The 18,963-nt window shown below is 51.9% G+C and carries 4 protein-coding genes; all 4 read left to right on the plus strand.

Going from position 1 to position 18,963, the window contains the following annotated elements; translation table 11 throughout:
* The 4 genes from JTN23_RS14965 to JTN23_RS14980 are packed head-to-tail and all read left to right on the plus strand — an operon-like array spanning nucleotide 1 to nucleotide 18,931.
* Complete coding sequence (locus JTN23_RS14965; protein WP_247235662.1) at nucleotides 1-6,210, plus strand: hypothetical protein; 6,210 nt, start codon at nucleotides 1-3, stop codon at nucleotides 6,208-6,210.
* Nucleotides 6,211-6,221: 11 nt separating this feature from the next.
* The gene (locus JTN23_RS14970; RefSeq protein ID WP_247235663.1) at nucleotides 6,222-8,414 is read left to right on the plus strand and encodes a fibronectin type III domain-containing protein; all 2,193 of its coding nucleotides are present in this window, start codon (nucleotides 6,222-6,224) and stop codon (nucleotides 8,412-8,414) included.
* A 15-nt stretch (nucleotides 8,415-8,429) separates the two neighbouring features.
* On the plus strand, nucleotides 8,430-17,573 hold the full coding sequence (locus tag JTN23_RS14975; protein ID WP_247235664.1) for a T9SS type A sorting domain-containing protein: 9,144 nt from the start codon (nucleotides 8,430-8,432) through the stop codon (nucleotides 17,571-17,573).
* Nucleotides 17,570-18,931 carry a PKD domain-containing protein gene (locus tag JTN23_RS14980; protein ID WP_247235665.1) on the plus strand — a complete coding sequence of 454 codons (1,362 nt, stop codon included), beginning with the start codon at nucleotides 17,570-17,572 and terminating at the stop codon, nucleotides 18,929-18,931. The genes JTN23_RS14975 and JTN23_RS14980 overlap by 4 nt, the downstream gene beginning before the upstream one ends.
* The last annotated feature ends 32 nt before the right edge of the window (nucleotides 18,932-18,963 follow it).

Consider the following 18,963-nt stretch of genomic DNA (forward strand, 5'->3'; position numbering starts at 1 on the left):
ATGAGAGTACCCTTACGTTTCCTGTTAATTTCAATATTTCTAATTGTTTCGGTGCTGCAGGCGGTTGGTCAGAATTACCCGGTACAGGTCCAGGTAATTGCCAAGCCTCCTTTCACGCAGTTCTTATCTGATCTTACCCGGCCGGAGAATGACCGTCTCAGCATACAGCTTCTTCTGAAAGACCTTCAACTCCCCAACCGGCAGGTCAAACTGCGTTTTTCGATCGAGGGGCCAGGTACCCGCATCGAGGGAGCCAGCAGTGTGCCGGTTTCTCCGATCAATCTGCTGGCTGGGACTATGATACAGCTGAGTGGGGCTGATCTGGCACCCTACTTCCAGCCCCAAAGTTTGATGATGTCGGCCAACCAGTATGGACGGCCGCTCCCGGAGGGGATGTACAAGTTTTGTGTGGAAGTTTTTGATTTTAATACCAATCAAAAACTATCCGCCACTACCTGCTCCAATTACATCTGGCTACAGCGTAGCGATCCCCCTATACTACTGACACCGGCCAGTAACCAGATCGTTCCCTTTCAGTTTAGCATGAATGTGGTATTTCAGTGGGTGCCCCGGCATAGTCAGGTTAATGCGGTAGAGTATGAGCTGACCCTGGTAGAATTGCTGGTACCGCCTGGCTCGTCGGTAAACCCCCAGAACCTATTTCTATCGCAGCCCCCTTACTTTAAGAAAAGAGTAAGCGGTACCTCCTACAATTTCAATATATGGGATGGTCTTCTGGTACCTGGTCGCTTGTATGGGTACCGGGTTCAGGCCATAGCCAGGCCCGGTTATGAGGGAGTGACTTCTTTTACCAATAATGGCTACTCGGAGATTGGTTTTTTCTGGTACGGATCAGCAACGCCGAGTGTACAGACCTCCATAGAGAAATACGTACCGCAGGCTAAGGTAGAACCCACTACCTCTGTAACTGAAAAAACCATGAAGGGCAACGTGGTGTGGTCATTTAAAAAAGCTGAAATGGATCCTGACACCGCCCGCAGCACCTGGGTCGTCAATACAGCCAGAGAGGCTGGCCCGGAAGCTAAACAAACTGTTACTTCCCCTGCCGATAAGAGCAACATCGCAAATCCACTGGCGAATGCCCGGGTCACCGTGTCCGCGGGTACTACCATCATCGGAACCGCTACTACGGATAAGGAGGGAAAATATGAGCTCAATGGGTATAATCCAGATTTGCTGAAGGGCGTTTCCAGCTTGTCCGTCAAGGTGGAGCATAGCAATGACTTTACTACCTTTAGCCAGTCCGTACCAATTAAACAGGGAGAGGTTGGGTATGATCTGGGGCAGGCAGTACTGATGGCCCAGACGTTCAGGGTAGCCACCAGGGTAGTAGTTCCGGCAGGTATACCCAGGGGGGATTTTACTGCGTACTTACTCCGACGCAAAGAGGTTATAGGCCAGCGCCCTCACCTGGCCCTGGAAGGTAACGGCCGCAAGCAGGAGGTTATGTACAACGGGCAAACCTACCTACAGGTGGCTACCATTACCTCATCAGAGGCCGCCCGACGAATATTTTATAACACTACGGGGGGCGATAACCTGGTCATCCAGGTAGTTGCGAAAGGCAAGCCTCCGGTATTCCTGCCTTTGGACCCCGTCAATGAAAAAGCGGAACCGAACGGTAATAAGCCTCTGGTCTGGTTAAAGAAAAATATAACTTATACCAACGCTATATCAGTAACGGGAATAGCCGGTGTGAAGACAAAAACGCTGGTTCCCAAACAAGATATAAGGCTAAAGCTAAGTATCAGCCAGGCTGATCTTCTGGCTCCCCTGCCCGCCGGAAAGTCTCTGGAATGGGAAGCGGTTTCGGATCCTTCGGGCAACTATGCCTTTACAGACTTGCCTCTTCTTAAGAAAGGGAGCAATATCAGAATAACTGTCATTGACTATTTTCTGGCATCGGGCTCCAGAACCTTTGATATTAAGTACAATGGCAATGACCAGATCAGCTACGACATAGCTCTGGAGCCAAGTGTGAGCGTGGCTATGGGACTGATGCGTGACCAGTACGGTGCACCGGTAAAATTCGCGGTAGTTAAGAATAAAGCTACCGGTGAGGTAACAAAAACCAACGAGTATGGCTTCTTCATCACCAAAGTTTATGATGCCAGCGATGCTGTGTTCACCATTACAGCCGATGGGTACGAGACGTACGATTATACGCTAAAAGGAAAAGCCTTCAAGTGGAACGACAAAAGCTGGGATGTGAACGCTACCGCTTTTCTTAACCAGCTAAAAGAGAGTAGCAGCGTAGTTGAATTATTGAAGTCACAAAAAACAGTTACACTCACCCCTGAGCTACTGGGTGTTGCTTCGGCCGATCTCAATGGTGTTTTTGCTCAGTTCTGTCAGCCTACCCAGCGCCTTTCGCACTTTATTGATGGTGGTGCTATCAAACTGCTTGACCTGCGGGGGATAGTTGCGTTTCAGACCTACCTGGGTATAGGATCCACTCCGGTGAAGGCAAAGATTCATGTAGAGAGAGATAAAGATACCTCTGACGGAACAATTACTTCACCATCGGGCTGGGAATATCGCGGAGCAAAAGGCCTGATCACTTATAAAGCAGAGCCACTGGAAGGAGACTCCCTGTTCCTGCCTATGGAAGGGACCATAGATGTCGTAGCGGGTACCCGCCAGACCGTCAAACTACTACTACAGCGGGGACGAATGATCAGCGGTCTGCTAACTGACTCAGCCAGTGGTAAGCCTGTACAGGGTTCGGTAAAAGTACTGGGACTAGATATAGAGGCCGATTTTGACTCTACGATGGGACGGTATGAGGCCATAGTACCAATGGGCAAAGAGATCACCCTTAAAGTCAACGCCGACGGCTACAACGCTCGAACGCTGGCTCTTATTCCCGAAGCAGGTAAAACCTATTCTTTTGCTCTGGTACCGCGCGATTCCACTCTGGCGGAAATAAAGACGCTCAGTGGGTTTACAGTGGAACTGGAAGGATACGAGCGCCTGGATGACGATATCTATCTCATCGGAGGCACTCTGAAGCTATCTGATACGGAAGGACACTTCAAACTAGTGGATGGTAATAAGGAACTGACCTTTGCAAAGGTAAAAGTAAAGGTTGAAGATGACGGTACGGCCATACCACTCCAGAACGTAGAGTTCAATGAAGTAGAACTGGAGGCCCTCGCTTTCGGTTTTGCACCGGTTACCGTAGCATCTCAATCAGCACTGGTACTTCGCCCCCAGCGTTCAGAACCCAAAGTGGCCCGAATAGGTGGAGAAGAAGTAAAGCTCATGATAAGTAAGCTGGAGGTCAGGGGCTTCGATATGCAGCTTTTCCCGGACGCAGGTCTGGTACCCATCAATCGGGATACGGTGGATATGCAGTATCGACTCAGTCAGGTAGGGGCAGCCAAACCTTTTAATACTGCTTTTACAACTCCCGGTGTCGTATCCAGGGAGAATAGCAAATATGCGCGATACCATCTTGAATTTGATGACGCGATTGCAAAAAGAGGTATATTCAGTAAAAAGGATAGCAGTGCTGCGGCAGCCGGCTCAGCACCTGCAACAAACACAATGGCGGCATCAGCACCGGCGGCCAAGACTGCCGGTTCAACAACTACTACTGCCGCCGCTCCACCAGCGACCCCGCCAGCTGTTCCGGAAAGCGAACAATATTTCGAGCACCGGACAGGACTTATTACCATGCTATTCGATAAAAAGACCACGACACTCAGTGATTCGGGGCTGTCAATGGAAGGGAAAGTGCGCTTGCCTACAGTGAAGGGATTACAATGGCGGGTTTGGAACATGAGCCGATCCAGTGTGAAAACGCAATCGGATGGGCTGGAGCTGGAAATTGATAAGTTCCATATCAACAAGAGCAGCAATGGTGTGAGACTGGAAGAGTTCGCGCTGAAAGTAAGTAAAAGCAACCCCATCAATGGTAAGCTGTCCAGGTGGAGTGCTCAGCTGGATAAAATTGCCTTTTATGATAATTTCAGGGGGGTAGGCTTTGGTGGTAGAATCAAGACTACCACCAATGAAAATAATGACTTTATCATTGATGAGCTTAAATTCATTAAGAATGAGGAGGGGATTACGCTGGGTGGTAAAATCACGCTCCCCAAGGATGGCTATAAGATTAAGACCTTCTCACTGACTACCCCGCATGGCTTTCAGTTGAGCTACGTTTCGGCGGATAATCTTTTTGAGATTGACGGATCACTCCGAATGGAGTACAAGGGTACGGCCAAAAGCGACATGATGACCATCTTCCCGCTGGAAGTACAACGATTTATTTTCCGTACCAACAACGAGCTTTTTGTGGCGGTTAAAGCCAACACAAGTGTGAAGGTGGGGCCGGTTAAGATCAACCTGCGTCGTTTTCTATTTAACCGTGGCGTCGATATATCAATGGATGCCATGAAAAAGTACATGGAGCGCGATTCATCGGAGAACGCCAACCTGGTGGCAGGAGCCCGATTCAAAACGACTCAGACCAGGGCGGACTCAGCAGCGGCAGCGACCCTGGCGGGTACAGCCGGTACAAACGTAGCCACGGCGACAACCCAAACCAGCACGGCGAAATCAGCAACAACACCCGCGGGTTCAACAACAACTACCACACCTCCAGCGGGAACGGCCAATTCTTCGAATACAACGACCGCGACGGGCTCAACCACTGCGGCCACAACAACCGCTTCGCCTGCTGCCGGCACCACAACTGCTGCTGCCAGTCCGCCGGCAAGGAAAGGTACTATCAACGCAGATACCCTGGCTTCTGACCTTGATAGCTTTATGGATCAGGATGAGGAGGAACTACTGCCCGAGAGTAAGATATCCTGGGGTGTAGGCTTCGCCGGTGGTGTGGAAGTAGACGTAAAGTCAGTAGATATCCGCTCGGATGCCTCAGTCCTTATTGTCGAAAACAACGACAAGATGGAGGTACATGTCAATGACTTTATGATGGCTATTGACAACACCTCGTTCAGCGCGTCCATAACGGCGAAAATGGTATTCAATGATTCTAAAAAAGGTTTTGAAGGAAGTGCTCAGGTCCAGACCCTAGCGGCAGGACTGGCGGCCGGTTTCAAGTTCTACAAAGTAGGGCCCAATCCTTCCGATGTTGAAATAGGACTAAGCCTGCTGGCAAGTGCCAATATCATTACTGGTCCGGTTACCTGGACCAAGCTGGGTGGCGAAATTGACTTTAACCTCAAGGAGCAGAAATTCTACGTGGCGGTCATGGGGGCACTCATGCCAACGGGTGCCGATAGCTCCCTCATCAACTTTGACCGCGTAAAGCTGGGTATAAAGTTTGAGGTGAATGAGTGTGGAGCCAAACCAGTTGTGGTCGGAACTGCCGGTATCCGCCTGCGTAAACAGGACTGGGGGTTGATCCAGGCCAATCTGGACTTCTGCCGTAGCCGTGTAGTAGTAACATTCAATAACGATGTGCAGGTAATAACCGGACTGGCCAAGGTACGGATGAACGGCCTTCTATTTGCCAAGACGGACATGGCCTTTGTCGGCTTCAATGCGGAAATGGAATTCCCCGTATTTGGCAGGAGGAATATCCTGGCTGTACTGGGTATCAATGCCCGACAGGCGGAGGTACCCGAAGCATCGCAATATTTCAGTAAACTACCTGCGTCACTGATGGACCAGAATGGAAAGCGATTTCACGGTATTCTGGTACGCGCCGGGGTAGATATAAGCAAAAAGGAAGGTGGTTTCGATATAGACCTGTTGGTTACCTCCGTAGGCTTCAAATACGAGTTCTGGGCCAATGCCAACCTTGATTTCAGTATGCGCTTCTCCAACTTTGCCCTCAGTCTGGCTGCCCAGGTGGAGGCTAAGGGAAGTGCCAGCGTCAAGCTATCACCCCTGGAGTTGTACGGGGACGCCTATACCAAACTACTGCTGAACGGGGGGTACGACGAGCCACGGGGCTGGTACTTTGGTGGCTCCGCCAAGATGAACTTCTCACTGGCATCCGACCAGGATCAGGGGTGTAATTCAGCGAGTATCAAAACCTGCTACCTCACCGAATGTACCCGCATACCCTATCCCTGTGGTCCCTGGTATTGTGGAGGAATATGTGAATGGTGCTATCCGCAAAATCCTACCTGTGTATCGGTTCCCTATCCCTGTGGCTTCAAGTTCAAAGTCTGTAGAGACATTGACGCTCAATTTTCCTGGAAACAGAAATAATAGTAACCTGTATGAAATTAATTACCAATATCCTGATTTTTCTGGGGCTGGCGCTGGGCCTACTACAACCCGTGTCCGCTCAAAAGAGTGAAACATTCCCCCGCCAACTAGTAACGCTACCTTCCCCACGGGGCAATTACCTGCTGGTGTCGCCGATGATACCTACGGCGGAGGATACGTTGCAGTTGCGCAATACCGCCTACTTCGTCATAGAGCGGGCTGTGATCTCCGCAAAATCCATCAATAAAAGCCTGCAAAAAGAGGAGCCTAAGAACCCAAAGCCCGCTCCGGCTAACGGCACTGGCCCGGAGCTTAAGTACAGGGAAGTAGAGAAACTTCGCAGAGCCGCCTCTCGTAGCGATCTTCGGCAGTATGTAAGCGATGAGTATATAGCCAACATGAAGTCCGTGCTGGGCCAGTCGACCGACGAGCAGCTCATCAACTTCATACAGAACCACTATAATCCTTTCGATTATAAATTACTGGCACTAGGCATCGAGCTACAGTCTATCCTGGGTCAGGTGTTCCTGGATACGGAGGTGGAACAGAATGACATTTGCTACTACCGGGTGTATCAGGTAGACAAGAAAAACCGCCGTACACCCTGGGGTGAGGCTTTCACCATAGCCGGAGTCGAAAATCAGGCCTTAAAGCAGGCAAAGTTTGCGCTGGATAAAGTCATTAGCAACGACAGCCTGGTAGCCTTCCGCTGGACCTGTGCCAATAATGCTCTGGCAAAAAAGAGCAATGGGCCTCTGACAGGTGGTAACATACTGACTAATGCAGTGATGCGTCAGGAAGCTACCACGCATATATCCGATCCGGCTACGCTTCGTGCCAACCTGTACCTCTTCGTGAATAATTCGTGGCAAAAAGTAAGTGCCCTGATGCCACTCCAGAATACAACCGGTGATTCGCTGGTGCTCTACTGGCAGAAGAAATGCCGTCCCGAGGAAGTAGTCAGAGCCTATGTACAACCCTATGATCTGGTCTATAACGAAGGCGTGGAATCGGATACCGCTACGGGCGTAGCGGTGTCAAAAAACTCTGTTTCGCTCATTTATGCTGCCTTTGCCAAAGATACCACCGATGCCATTCGACTAAGCTGGAAAAAGCTACCACCAAAGCCGTACTATACGGGCGTTGAAATATCAAAAGAAGTAGCGGAAAATCAGTATGAGGTCATAGCCACCGTGTCACCACAAGATACTGTCTATGTCGATTATGAGGTACGGCCGGGTATTACGGTGGCATACCGTGTCCGGGCGCTTTTCATCCCGATTGATGGCCTGCAGCAGGAGTTTCCGGCCGAGGTAGCCGGAACCTGTACCAATTTCTCGCGGCCCCTGCCGGTCCGGAACCTGAAGGCTACGCACCAAGGGCCCCATGTTAAACTGGAATGGGAAGGAGTAGCCTCTCCCTCACTGTTTGGGTACTATGTCTACCGGGGTACTTCGCCCCGGAACCTTTCACTAGTTAGTCAGACCATTCGCGGTACTATGTATGTAGATAGTTCCGATGCTCTCAGCGGACGTTCAACCTACTACTATTCCGTCCTTACCATGAACCTCACCCAGGATACGAGTGATCTGGTCCCCCCCGTGGCCATTCAGCCCCGGCGGGCCATTGAAACTACCTACCCGCGTACCCTGGAAGTGCGCCTCATCAATGGAAAGGCCTGGCTTAGCTGGAACGATGTAAGGGAGTATGATACGATTCTGGACGCGTATGTAGTACAGCGTCAGGACAATCCTCAGTCTGACTACAAAACGTTGCACAACACCCCACTCAGACAGGCCTCCCTGGTAGACTCAACTCTGACCGAAGGAAGTACCTATACCTACCGAGTGGCCGCTATTACGGCACAGGGTGATACTACTCAATTTTCTGAAGCTACTGTACTGGCCGTACCTTTTCCCACCGTTCAGCCAGTCTTCAATTTCTACGTCCGTAATACCTCGCAGGGGGTGGAAGTAAGCTGGCCCAATGCGGTGCTGGAAAAGCGTACCCACTATGTCATCTACCGGCGTCGGGCTGAGGAAGTGAACTTCACCCGCATTGGTGAGGTGAGCAGCCAGATAGACACCTTTCTGGACACAAATACAAGTGCTAAAACAAAATATGTCTATACCGTAACTGCTCTCGAAGCACCGGGACGTCGTGAAAGCAAACCGGTAAAATCAAAAGCCATAACGAAAGAGTAAGCCTTCCTATACCAAATGAAATATTCTTTACCATACCGATTCAGCAAATTCTGGTATTTACTAGCCCTGGGCGTACTACTTCTGGCTGTACAGGTCAAGGCTCAGGTTGCGTATCCGAATGAACTTACGGAAGCGAACTGTAGAGCCAAGATGATACCTAACCGTTCATTCACCCTCTTTCAGCAACGGATCAACCTGACGTTATTCTTCCCGCCAAATAATAGGAGTCTCTTTTTCCAGGGTTTCTCTTCAAACCTATTTTATATTAAGATCACCAGAGGAGGAACCTTCTCGATGACGCTGGATGAGGATGACAGACCGCGGAAAGATAACATGGCCTATATTTTCTGGGGGCCCTTTAACTCCCTGAATGCGGAGAATCAGATTACAAATACCCCTTATAACTATAATCCATCTGCGCCCTATGTAACAGGTTCCCAGAAAACCTACAACTTCACCGCTGCTACCGGGCAGTACTTTATCCTGATGGTGGATAACAAGGATGACCTGGCGCGTACTGTACGGATGACCTATACATCAAGCAATGGAGGTACCATTGATGATACACCAGCGGGGAATACACCAGTCATAACGGCGGGCCCAACTAAGAACATAAACTGTACTAACCGCACATTCACCTTGGGAGTAACGGCAACCGGAGCCACCACCTACCAATGGCGTAAAAACAATACGAATATTCCGGGGGCAACGGGTGCAACGTACACCGTTACAAACTTTTCAAGCTTTGATGCTGGTCAGTACGATGTGTTAGCCCTGAATGGGGCCGGATGTTACTCGGTGAGTTCTGCCCTGTCCATAACAACCAATGAGCTCACCCCCATCGCTATCAGCAGCCAGCCGATCAGCAGAACGGTATGCGCAGGCCAGTCAGCCACATTCTCGGTCTCTTCCAGTACTACCCCCGTCTCATATCAGTGGCGTAAGAATGGTGTTGCTATTCCGGGAGCCACTTCGTCTAGCTATACGATCAATAGTATTTCTGCTACTCATGCGGGAGATTATGATGTGGTGGTTACGGGAAGCTGCAATGCTGTAACTTCTACTAAAGCTACCCTTACTGTAAGGCAGCCGGTTAGTATTCAGGTACAGCCCGCTGCCCAATTCAAATGTGCGGGTGAAGCGGTAACCTTTTCGGTAACCGCCCAGGGAGATGGTCTGACCTACCAGTGGCGCAGGAACGGCTCCAACATAGCGGGGGCTACTTCTTCCACCTACACCCTTACCAATGTTTCGGCGGGCCATGCCGGTGCATATGATGTGGTAGTTACCGGAACCTGTAATTCTAGTACCTCTTCATCGGCCAGCCTCTCAATCAGGCAACCCGTCAGCATCCAAAGCCAACCCACTGCACAGGAGAAATGTGTGGGTGAATCGGTAACCTTTTCCGTAGCCGCTCAGGGGGATGGTCTGACCTACCAGTGGCGCAGGAACGGCTCCAACATAGCCGGGGCTACCTCGGCTAACTACACCATCAATACCATTTCATCAAATGAGGCGGGTACCTATGATGTAGTGGTTAACGGGAATTGCGGCAATGCCACATCCACCGGAGCCTCCCTCACGGTGAAACAGCCGGTCAGCATCCAGGAACAGCCCGTCTCGCAGGCCAAATGTACCGGTGAGGGAGTAACTTTTTCCGTAGCAGCTCAGGGCGATGGAATACAGTATCAATGGTTTAGGAATGGTACTCCCCTGTCTGGAGCCGTTTCCAATAGCTATACAATCAATACAGTAGCCCCGGGTGATGCCGGAGACTACTCCGTAGTTATTAATGGTCGATGCAATACAGTGACTTCATCCATTGCTAAACTGACCATCAAACAGCCCGTTACCATACAAACGCAACCTGTCACTCAGGTAAAGTGCGTAGGAGAGGGGATTACTTTCTCGGTAGCAGCGCAGGGAGACGGACTGACCTACCAGTGGCGGAAGGGGGGGACTCCGATCACCGGAGCCACTTCGGCTACTCTTACCATCAGCAACCTTACAAACAGCGACGCCGGAGACTATGATGTGGTGATCACCGGAAGTTGTAGCAATTTGACTTCCAACGTTGCTGGTTTATCAATCAAACAACCGGTTACCATTCAGGCTCAGCCCGTGGCTCAGGCCAAATGCGTGGGGGAAGGCGTTACCTTCACCGTAGCAGCCCAGGGAGATGACCTGACCTACCAGTGGCGTAAGGGAGGAACCAACATAGCAGGTGCTACCTCCGCCACCTATACATTAAGTAGTGTTGCCGGTCCCGATGCCGGCTCGTATGATGTAGTAGTTTCCGGGTATTGCAATAGCATTACCTCGGCAGCGGCCGCCTTATCTATCCGGCAGCCCGTGAGTATCCAGACCCAACCCACCGCCCAGGAGAAATGTGCGGGCGAAGCGGTAACCTTTTCCGTAGCAGCTCAGGGGGATGGCCTTACCTACCAGTGGCGCAGGAACGGCTCTAACATAGCCGGAGCTACCGCCAGCAGCTACACACTGCCCAATGCAGCCTTACCAGATGCGGGCACCTATGATGTAGTTATTACGGGGAGCTGTAATGAGGTTACTTCTAATACGGCCACTTTAAGCTTTAAGCAACCTGTCAGCATACAAAGCCATCCTATTGCACAAACCAAATGTCCCGGTGAAACGGTGACTTTCACGGTGGTAGCCCAGGGGCATGGCCTTACCTACCAATGGCAGAAGGGGGGCACGAACATCGCCGGGGCTACTTCGTCCACTTATACAATCAGTAGTGTTGCCGCCTCCGATGCCGGTGAGTACGATGTACTAGTGAATGGTAGCTGTAACAACGTAACCTCTAACAAAGTCAACCTGTCCATCAGGCAACCCGTATCTATTCAGACAGGACCTGTCGCACAGGCCAAATGCGCCGGTGAGTCGGTTACTTTCTCGGTAGCGGCCCAGGGGGATGGGCTGACCTACCAGTGGCGCAGGAATGGGAACAATATAGCGGGTGCTACTGCGGCTACCTATACCGTACCGAATGTGTCTGCCGCTCATGCTGGCTCCTATGAGGTGGTAATTACCGGCCACTGTAACAGCGTTACCTCCAGTGCCGCTGCATTGTCATTGAAGCAGCCCGCTACAATCCAGACCCAGCCTGTATCACAGACCAGGTGTACGGGTGAAGCGGTAACCTTTACCGTAGTGGCCGTGGGAGACGGCCTGACCTACCAGTGGCGCAAGGGGGGCACTGCTATTGCTGGAGCGACTTCGGCTACCTATACCCTACCTGATGCATCAGCCTCTGATGCGGGTACCTATGATGTGGTGGTTACGGGTAACTGTAATGTGGTAACATCGGCAACCGTTAGTTTAAGCTTTAAGCAGCCTGTATCAATACTAACCCAGCCTGTATCCCAGGCGAAATGTCCCGCAGAGGGGGTAACGTTCTCTGTAGCTGCTCAGGGAGAGGGTATGACGTACCAGTGGCGAAAGAACGGTGCCAATATAGCAGGAGCGACTTCAAGTACTTTTACTATATCCACTACCACCCTGTCGGACGCTGGAAATTATGATGTAGTAATCACGGGTAGCTGTAATGCTGTAACCTCCCAGGTGGCCCCTTTAAGCATTAAGCAACCGGTCAGCATTCAGACACAGCCTGGGGCACAAACCAAATGCCCCGGTGAAGCAGTAACTTTCTCGGTTACTGCCCAGGGAGATGGATTGAGCTACCAGTGGCGGAAGAATAATATAGCCATTGCGGGGACTACTTCGGCTGCCTATACCATAAGCAGTGTAGGGGCAAGCGATGCCGGTACTTATGATGTAGTCATTACCGGGAGCTGTAATACCATTACTTCATCCGTTGCTGTCCTTATAATCAACAAGCTGGCGAGTATCCAGACGGGGCCCGTTGCTCAGAACAAGTGTGTGGGCGAAGCTGTCACCTTTACGGTAGCGGCCCAGGGAGACGGACTGACCTACCAGTGGCGCAAAGATAATGTAGCCATCGCGGGAGCCAATGCGGCTACCTATACTATCAATCACGTAGAGAACGCCCATGCAGGTAGCTATGACGTAGTGGTTACCGGGAGCTGTGGCAGCGTTACCTCCAATGCGGTCAGCCTGACCATCAGACAACCGGTTACCATCCAGACACAACCCGTGGCGCAGGCCCAATGCGCGGGGGAATCGGTAACGTTTACCGTAGCGGCCCAGGGAGATGGTCTCAACTACCAGTGGCGCAGGAACGGCTCTAACATAGCCGGAGCTACTGCTAGCAGCTATACCATTGGCAACATAACTGCCGGGGCCATTGGTAGCTATGATGTGGTGATTGCCGGGAGCTGCAACACGGTTACTTCTTCGGCCGTTAACCTGACCATCCGACAAGCCGTAAGTATTCAGACGGGGCCCGTAGCGCAGGCCAAATGTGCCGGTGAGTCAGTTACTTTCTCGGTAGCGGCTCAAGGCGATGGGCTGACCTACCAGTGGCGCAGGAACGGAGCCAATATAGCGGGTGCTACCTCATCTACCTATACCGTGAATAGTGTAGCAGCGGCGGATGCCGGCACCTATGATGTAGTAGTGGCAGGAACTTGCAATTCGATTACTTCTTCGACCGCTACTCTTTCCCTGAAGGTCCCTATCAGTATTCTGACAGGGCCATTAACACAGTCCAAATGTGCCGGTGAGTCAGTTACCTTATCGGTTGCGGCTCAAGGCGATGGGCTGACCTACCAGTGGCGCAGGAATGGAGCCAATATAGCGGGTGCTACCTCATCTACCTATACCGTGAGCAGTGTAGCGGCTAGCGATGCCGGTACCTACGATGTGGTAGTTACCGGTAGCTGTAATAGCCTCACCTCCTCTACGGCGGGTCTATCCATAAAGCAACCTGCCACCATTCAGGGACAGCCAGTTGCACAGTCAAAATGCCCCGGTGAGTCGGTTACCTTCTCAGTAGCGGCCCTGGGCGATGGCCTCACCTACCAGTGGCGCAAGGGAGGAACCAACCTAGCAGGAGCTACTTCGACCAGTCTGAGCCTGACTAATCTTTCAGGCGCGGATGCCGGTAATTACGACGTAGTAATCACGGGTAGTTGTTCTACCGTTACCTCCTCTGTGGCAAGTCTGACGATCACAAAGCCCGTGACCGTCCAGACGCATCCGGCAGCTCAGATACTATGTGTTGGGGAACCGGCTACCTTTACCGTCGCGGCTCAGGGTGATGGCCTAACGTACCAGTGGCGGAAGAATGGCGCTATCATAGCGGGTGCTACCACGGCAACTTTTACGATCACTCGTGTTGCCATCTCCGATGCGGGTACCTACGATGTCGTTGTGGGTGGAAGCTGTAACAGCGTCACCTCGAATACGGCCAGTCTAACCGTCAGGCAGCCCGTTGCGATCCAGGCGCAGCCTGCTGCCCAGGCCAAATGCCCAGGGGAGGGGGTAACTTTTACGGTAGAAGCGCAGGGCGACGGCCTCACCTACCAATGGCGTAAGGGGGGTACTAACATAGCGGGGGCTACTTCAGCGACCTACACCATCAGCAGTGTTTCCAATTCTAGTGCGGGCAACTACGATGTAGTGGTTACCGGCAACTGCAATACTAGTACATCAGCCATCGCCAGTTTGACTATCAAACAAGCCACCAGCATTCAGAGCCAGCCGGTAGCGCAGGCCAGGTGTGCCGGTGATGCCGTAACCTTCTCGGTAGTGGCACAGGGGGATGGTCTGACCTACCAGTGGCGTAAGGGAGGTACTAACCTAGCCGGTGCCACTTCGGCTAGTTACACCCTAAGTAGTGTTACTCCATCAGATGCCGGAATGTATGATGTAGTGGTTACCGGAAGCTGTACTACTGTCACTTCTTCGGCCGCTGCACTTAGTCTTAAAAATCCCGTCAGCATCCAGACCCAGCCCACCGCCCAGGCTAAATGTGCCGGTGAGGGGGTAACATTCTCCGTAACTGCCCAGGGGGATGGCCTGACCTACCAGTGGCGTAAGGGAGGTACGAGCATAGCGGGGGCTACCTCTGCTACTTACACCATCAGCAGTGTGGCCGCTTCCCATGTCGGCACCTATGATGTAGTGACCACCGGTAGCTGTACTACTGTCACCTCTTCGGCCGCTACTCTTTCCCTGAAGGTACCGGTCAGTATCCAGACCCAACCCGTCGCACAGGCCAAATGTGCCGGTGAAACGGCTACCTTTACCGTCGTAGCGCAGGGGGATGGACTTGCCTACCAGTGGCGCAAAGGGGGTATCGCCATCGCCGGTGCGACTTCGGCGACCTATACCGTAAGTAGCCTTGCTTCAGCCGATGCCGGTGTCTACGATGTAATCATTACCGGTTGCTGTAACCAGGTTACCTCCTCGGCTGCCAATCTTACCCTGAAAGTACCGGCCAGTATCCAGACAGGACCCGTTGCGCAGACAAAATGCGTGGGCGAAGCCGTAACCTTCTCGGTAGTGGCGCAGGGCGATGGCCTGACCTACCAGTGGCGTAAGAATGGCGTTTCCATCGCTGGTGCTACCTCGGCTAGTTTAAACCTCCCCAACCTGACCAGCACCCATGCGGGAGCCTACGATGTTGTCCTGACCAGTAGCTGTACTACCATTACCTCAGCAGCCGCTGATCTGGTTATCAAACAACTGGTCAGTATCCAGACCCAGCCCAAAGCACAGGCCAGGTGCGCGGGTGAAGCCGTCACGTTCACCGTAGCAGCGCAGGGCGATGGTCTTACCTACCAATGGCGGAAGGGGGGCACTGCCATTGCGGGCGCCACTTCGGCTACTTATACTGTACCTGGGGTTACCCCAGGTGATGAAGGCAACTATGACGTCGTGGTTACCGGCCTTTGCAATAGCGTCATCTCCACGGTGGCCCCGCTGAAAGTATCGCAGAAGATGGTCATCACCGCCGTGGCGAGTCCTGTACTTTGCTATCAGGGATCAGACGGGTCGATTGCCGTAACGCTAACGGGGGGATTAGGTACCCGTCGCTATCAGTGGAACAACGGAGCAACGGTAGCTTCCCCTAAGAATCTGAAAGCAGGGACCTATACGCTAACGGTAACTGACTCCCTGGGCTGCCAGGTTACGGCTTCGGTGGAAGTGAAAGAGCCCACCCAGGTTCGGCTTACACTTAGCAGTGAAGATGTGAAGTGCTATGACGGAAGGGATGGCAAGATAACACTCTCCGCAACGGGTGGTCTGGGTGAGTACCAGTACTCACTGAACGAGGGTACCAGGACCCATTTTGAAGGGGCATCACAGCACGAAATCAAAGGGATGGCCAGTGGTACCTACAAGGTCTACCTTACCGATAAAAATAGCTGTAAGACGGATGCCGTAACGGTAACAATCAAGCAACCGGCAAAAGCGCTTTCTGTTAAACTGATTGAGTACAATAATCCCAAAGGGTTTGGTTTGAACGATGGCACTATCCGGATTGAAGCTACGGGAGGTACTACTGGCTACACGACCAGCTGGACCAACACGAAGGGACAGGCAGTAGGGGCGGGATCCACTACCCAGCAGGGAGCTGGTATCGTCAATACATTGACCAATGCAGGTGACGGTACCTATATCATTCGGGTAACCGACGCTAATTACGAAAAGGCTGTTCAGAAGGAAGGCTGTCTGGCGGAGCTCAGGCAGACCCTGGTAGAGCCACCCAAAATCGAAATCTCAATATCAGCCAAGTCCTTGATTTCCTGCTATGGTCGTGCCGACGGGGAACTGGGCGTGCAGGTAAAGGGAGGAGTACCCTTTACGGAGGGGGCTTCCTACAGGCTCAACTGGATGAGGAAAGCAGCAGGAACAGATTTCCAGACCTTCACCTCCAATAGTACGCTGGTTCGGGAGCTCACGGCGGGCTGGTACCGCTGTGTGGTGACCGACAAAAATGACATCAGCCGCTATGAAGACTTCTATCTGGAAGAACCCCTGAAACTGGTAGCTACTGCATCAGCCCTGACCGATAACCTCTGCTATAACGACAGAAAAGGAGCGATCACCGTGGACATCAAAGGGGGCGTAGCACCTTTTACGGCTGACTGGAACACCGGGGCGAGCGGACTGGTAGTAAACAATTTGCGAGCAGGCAAGTACCTGGCGGTAATCAGTGATAAGAACGGCTGTACCACCGAACTTTCTGCCCGCATTCAGGAGCCTAAGGCCCTGTCGGTGTCTGTCCTGGAGAAGAAAAACCCCGTCTGTGCGGACGATTGCAGCGGAGCCATCACGCTAACCGCCAGGGGAGGTAACATGCCTTACTCGTACGTCTGGAGCAAGTCGGGACTCTTGGGAAGTGCTGTTACAAAGCTTTGCGCGGGTGACTATACGGTTGCCGTTTCGGATGCCAACGGTTGTACCGTCACCTCGGAGAAAGTAACGCTTACCTCCCCGCCTGCCAAGACGCTGAACATTTCCGATGACCGTACCATTTGTCAGGGTACCAGCATTCAATTGGATGCGGGCGCCATTGGTGGTACTGGCGTCTACCAGTGGACGTTACCTTCCGGCTCTGTTTCAACCAATCCGGTTCAGACCCTTTCGGAGGCGGGTACCTATGTAGTTTCTGTTATTGACTCTCTGGGCTGTAAGGCTTCGGATCAGTTTAAGGTAACTACGCTGCCTGCGCAGGTTAATCCTTTGTTTGCCATGGCGAGTAGCGGCCAGGTGGGAGAGACCATCATGATCGTGAATCTGACCTCGGGTTCCTCCTCTTCTTTCTCCTGGATTATCCCGGCGGCTGCCAGGGTAGTGAGTCAGACAAACTCGCTGCTCCAGCTTACGTTCCCGAAGACCGGTAAGTACGAGGTAGGCCTGAGAAGCTCGAACGGCTCCTGCGATTCTGAGGTATACAAGGAAATCGTGATCACGCCTAGTACAGCTCGTCTGGGCGGGGAGGAAAAGGCAGGTCTTACTACGCTGGTGTACCCCAACCCGAGCCAAGGTGACTTTACTGTCACAGCGGATCTGGGAACAGAAAAATCATTTATACTTTCTGTGGTAAGTACCCAAACGGGACGTGCCATCTACACCGAAACATTTACCGGTGAAAGCAAATACCGCATACCGGTAAGCCTGCCTGATGCAGCCGAGGGCATGTACCTTATCCAGATCAAGACAAAAACTGAACAGAAAGTACATAAAATCATAATCATAAAATGAGCCGAATAAGACAATTACTAACCAGTACTACTTTAATACTGGTGATCTTGCTGAATGGGGGATGCTTCCGTGAGGTGGCTCTGCCCGTCAAAGCCGGGTTTGTGGTGAAAGCCGCGGAAGATAACTTTTCGATTCCCGCTACACTGACCATCACCAATCAGTCCGAAGGGGCCGACTCTTACGAGTGGACCTTTGAAGGCGGTACCCCCTCCAGCTCAACGGAGCGCGATCCGGGGAAAGTCCTTTATACCAAAGCCGGTAGCTATAAGATAGTCCTGGTAGCCCGCAACGTGGACAATCAGGAAGCAAAGTCAGAACAGACTATTATCATAGGCGATGCGTTGGTTCCCTCTTTTACGTATCAGGTTGTGGATAATAATTTGCCACCGGTTACGGCTAAGTTCAAGAACACCTCACAGGGATCCTCCAAAGTAGAATGGGTGTTTGAAGGCGGAACACCGGGCACCTCCACCGAGATAGAGCCTACGGTAAACTTCGAAGCGCCAGGACCACACAAGGTAACCCTAAAGGCTTACTTCGGAACCTATTTCCGGCAAAAAGACACGACCCTGGTGGTTGGTGATGCTCTTAAGCCTGATTTTGATTATGCGTTTTCGCCGGTAGATTTTGATGGGGAGGCTCCCTTAACCCTGAACACGCTTAACAAGACCATGGGTGGAGTGGAGTATACCTGGAAAGCGGACGGTGGTAAAATCAGCTCGCCTTCCGCCAAGGAGACGTCGATTACATTTGATAAGGAAGGTACCTATGCAATCATTCTGGAAGCCTCTAATGGTAAGAAGAAACAGCAGGTAACGAAAACGGTGACGGTAAAGCCCAACAGCAATCTGTACGTCCACAAGAATGTAAAATTAGGGATCAACACCGCAAGCCGGGAAATTGGTTGTTTTTTCTCGACGAAGACGGGACAGATCTTTAAGGATACCGGTGAGCTGACCGAGGAGGAGGCCCAAACCATCGATGTAGTGTTCTTCGGCCTGAACCCCTCCTTTACCTACAATCGCTTCGTATCCCCAACTGATGCCGGTCGGCTGACCTTTGAAGATATACCCAAAGCCCAAAAGGTAAGCTTTGTGAATGTTATGGAGCGCTGCAGCAGTTGTAAGTCCTTTACAAGTACAGACTTTGATGCGATGGTGGATGATTCAGCCTTCAGAACGCTGCAGGTACCCGCTCCGGGAGAAACGCTCGGCTTCAACGACGCGGAAGTACCCCGCCTGGTGCTGTTTGAAACACAGAACGGACGGAAAGGTCTCATACGCATTACGAAGTTCGTAAGGGAGGGGGAAGCCTCCTATATAGTAGTGGATGTAAAAGCCATGAAGGAGAAGCGCTGATGTAGATCAGAAGGGTCCTCCTATACTATTCA

This window comes from Telluribacter roseus (assembly GCF_017355915.2).
GTDB lineage: Bacteria > Bacteroidota > Bacteroidia > Cytophagales > Spirosomataceae > Telluribacter.

Bases quoted from the DNA above. Each gene is read 5' to 3' on its own strand.
- JTN23_RS14965 (WP_247235662.1), top strand. From the start codon at position 1: ATGAGAGTACCCTTACGTTTCCTGTTAATTTCAATATTTCTAATTGTT.
- JTN23_RS14970 (WP_247235663.1), top strand. From the start codon at position 6,222: ATGAAATTAATTACCAATATCCTGATTTTTCTGGGGCTGGCGCTGGGC.
- JTN23_RS14975 (WP_247235664.1), top strand. From the start codon at position 8,430: ATGAAATATTCTTTACCATACCGATTCAGCAAATTCTGGTATTTACTA.
- JTN23_RS14980 (WP_247235665.1), top strand. From the start codon at position 17,570: ATGAGCCGAATAAGACAATTACTAACCAGTACTACTTTAATACTGGTG.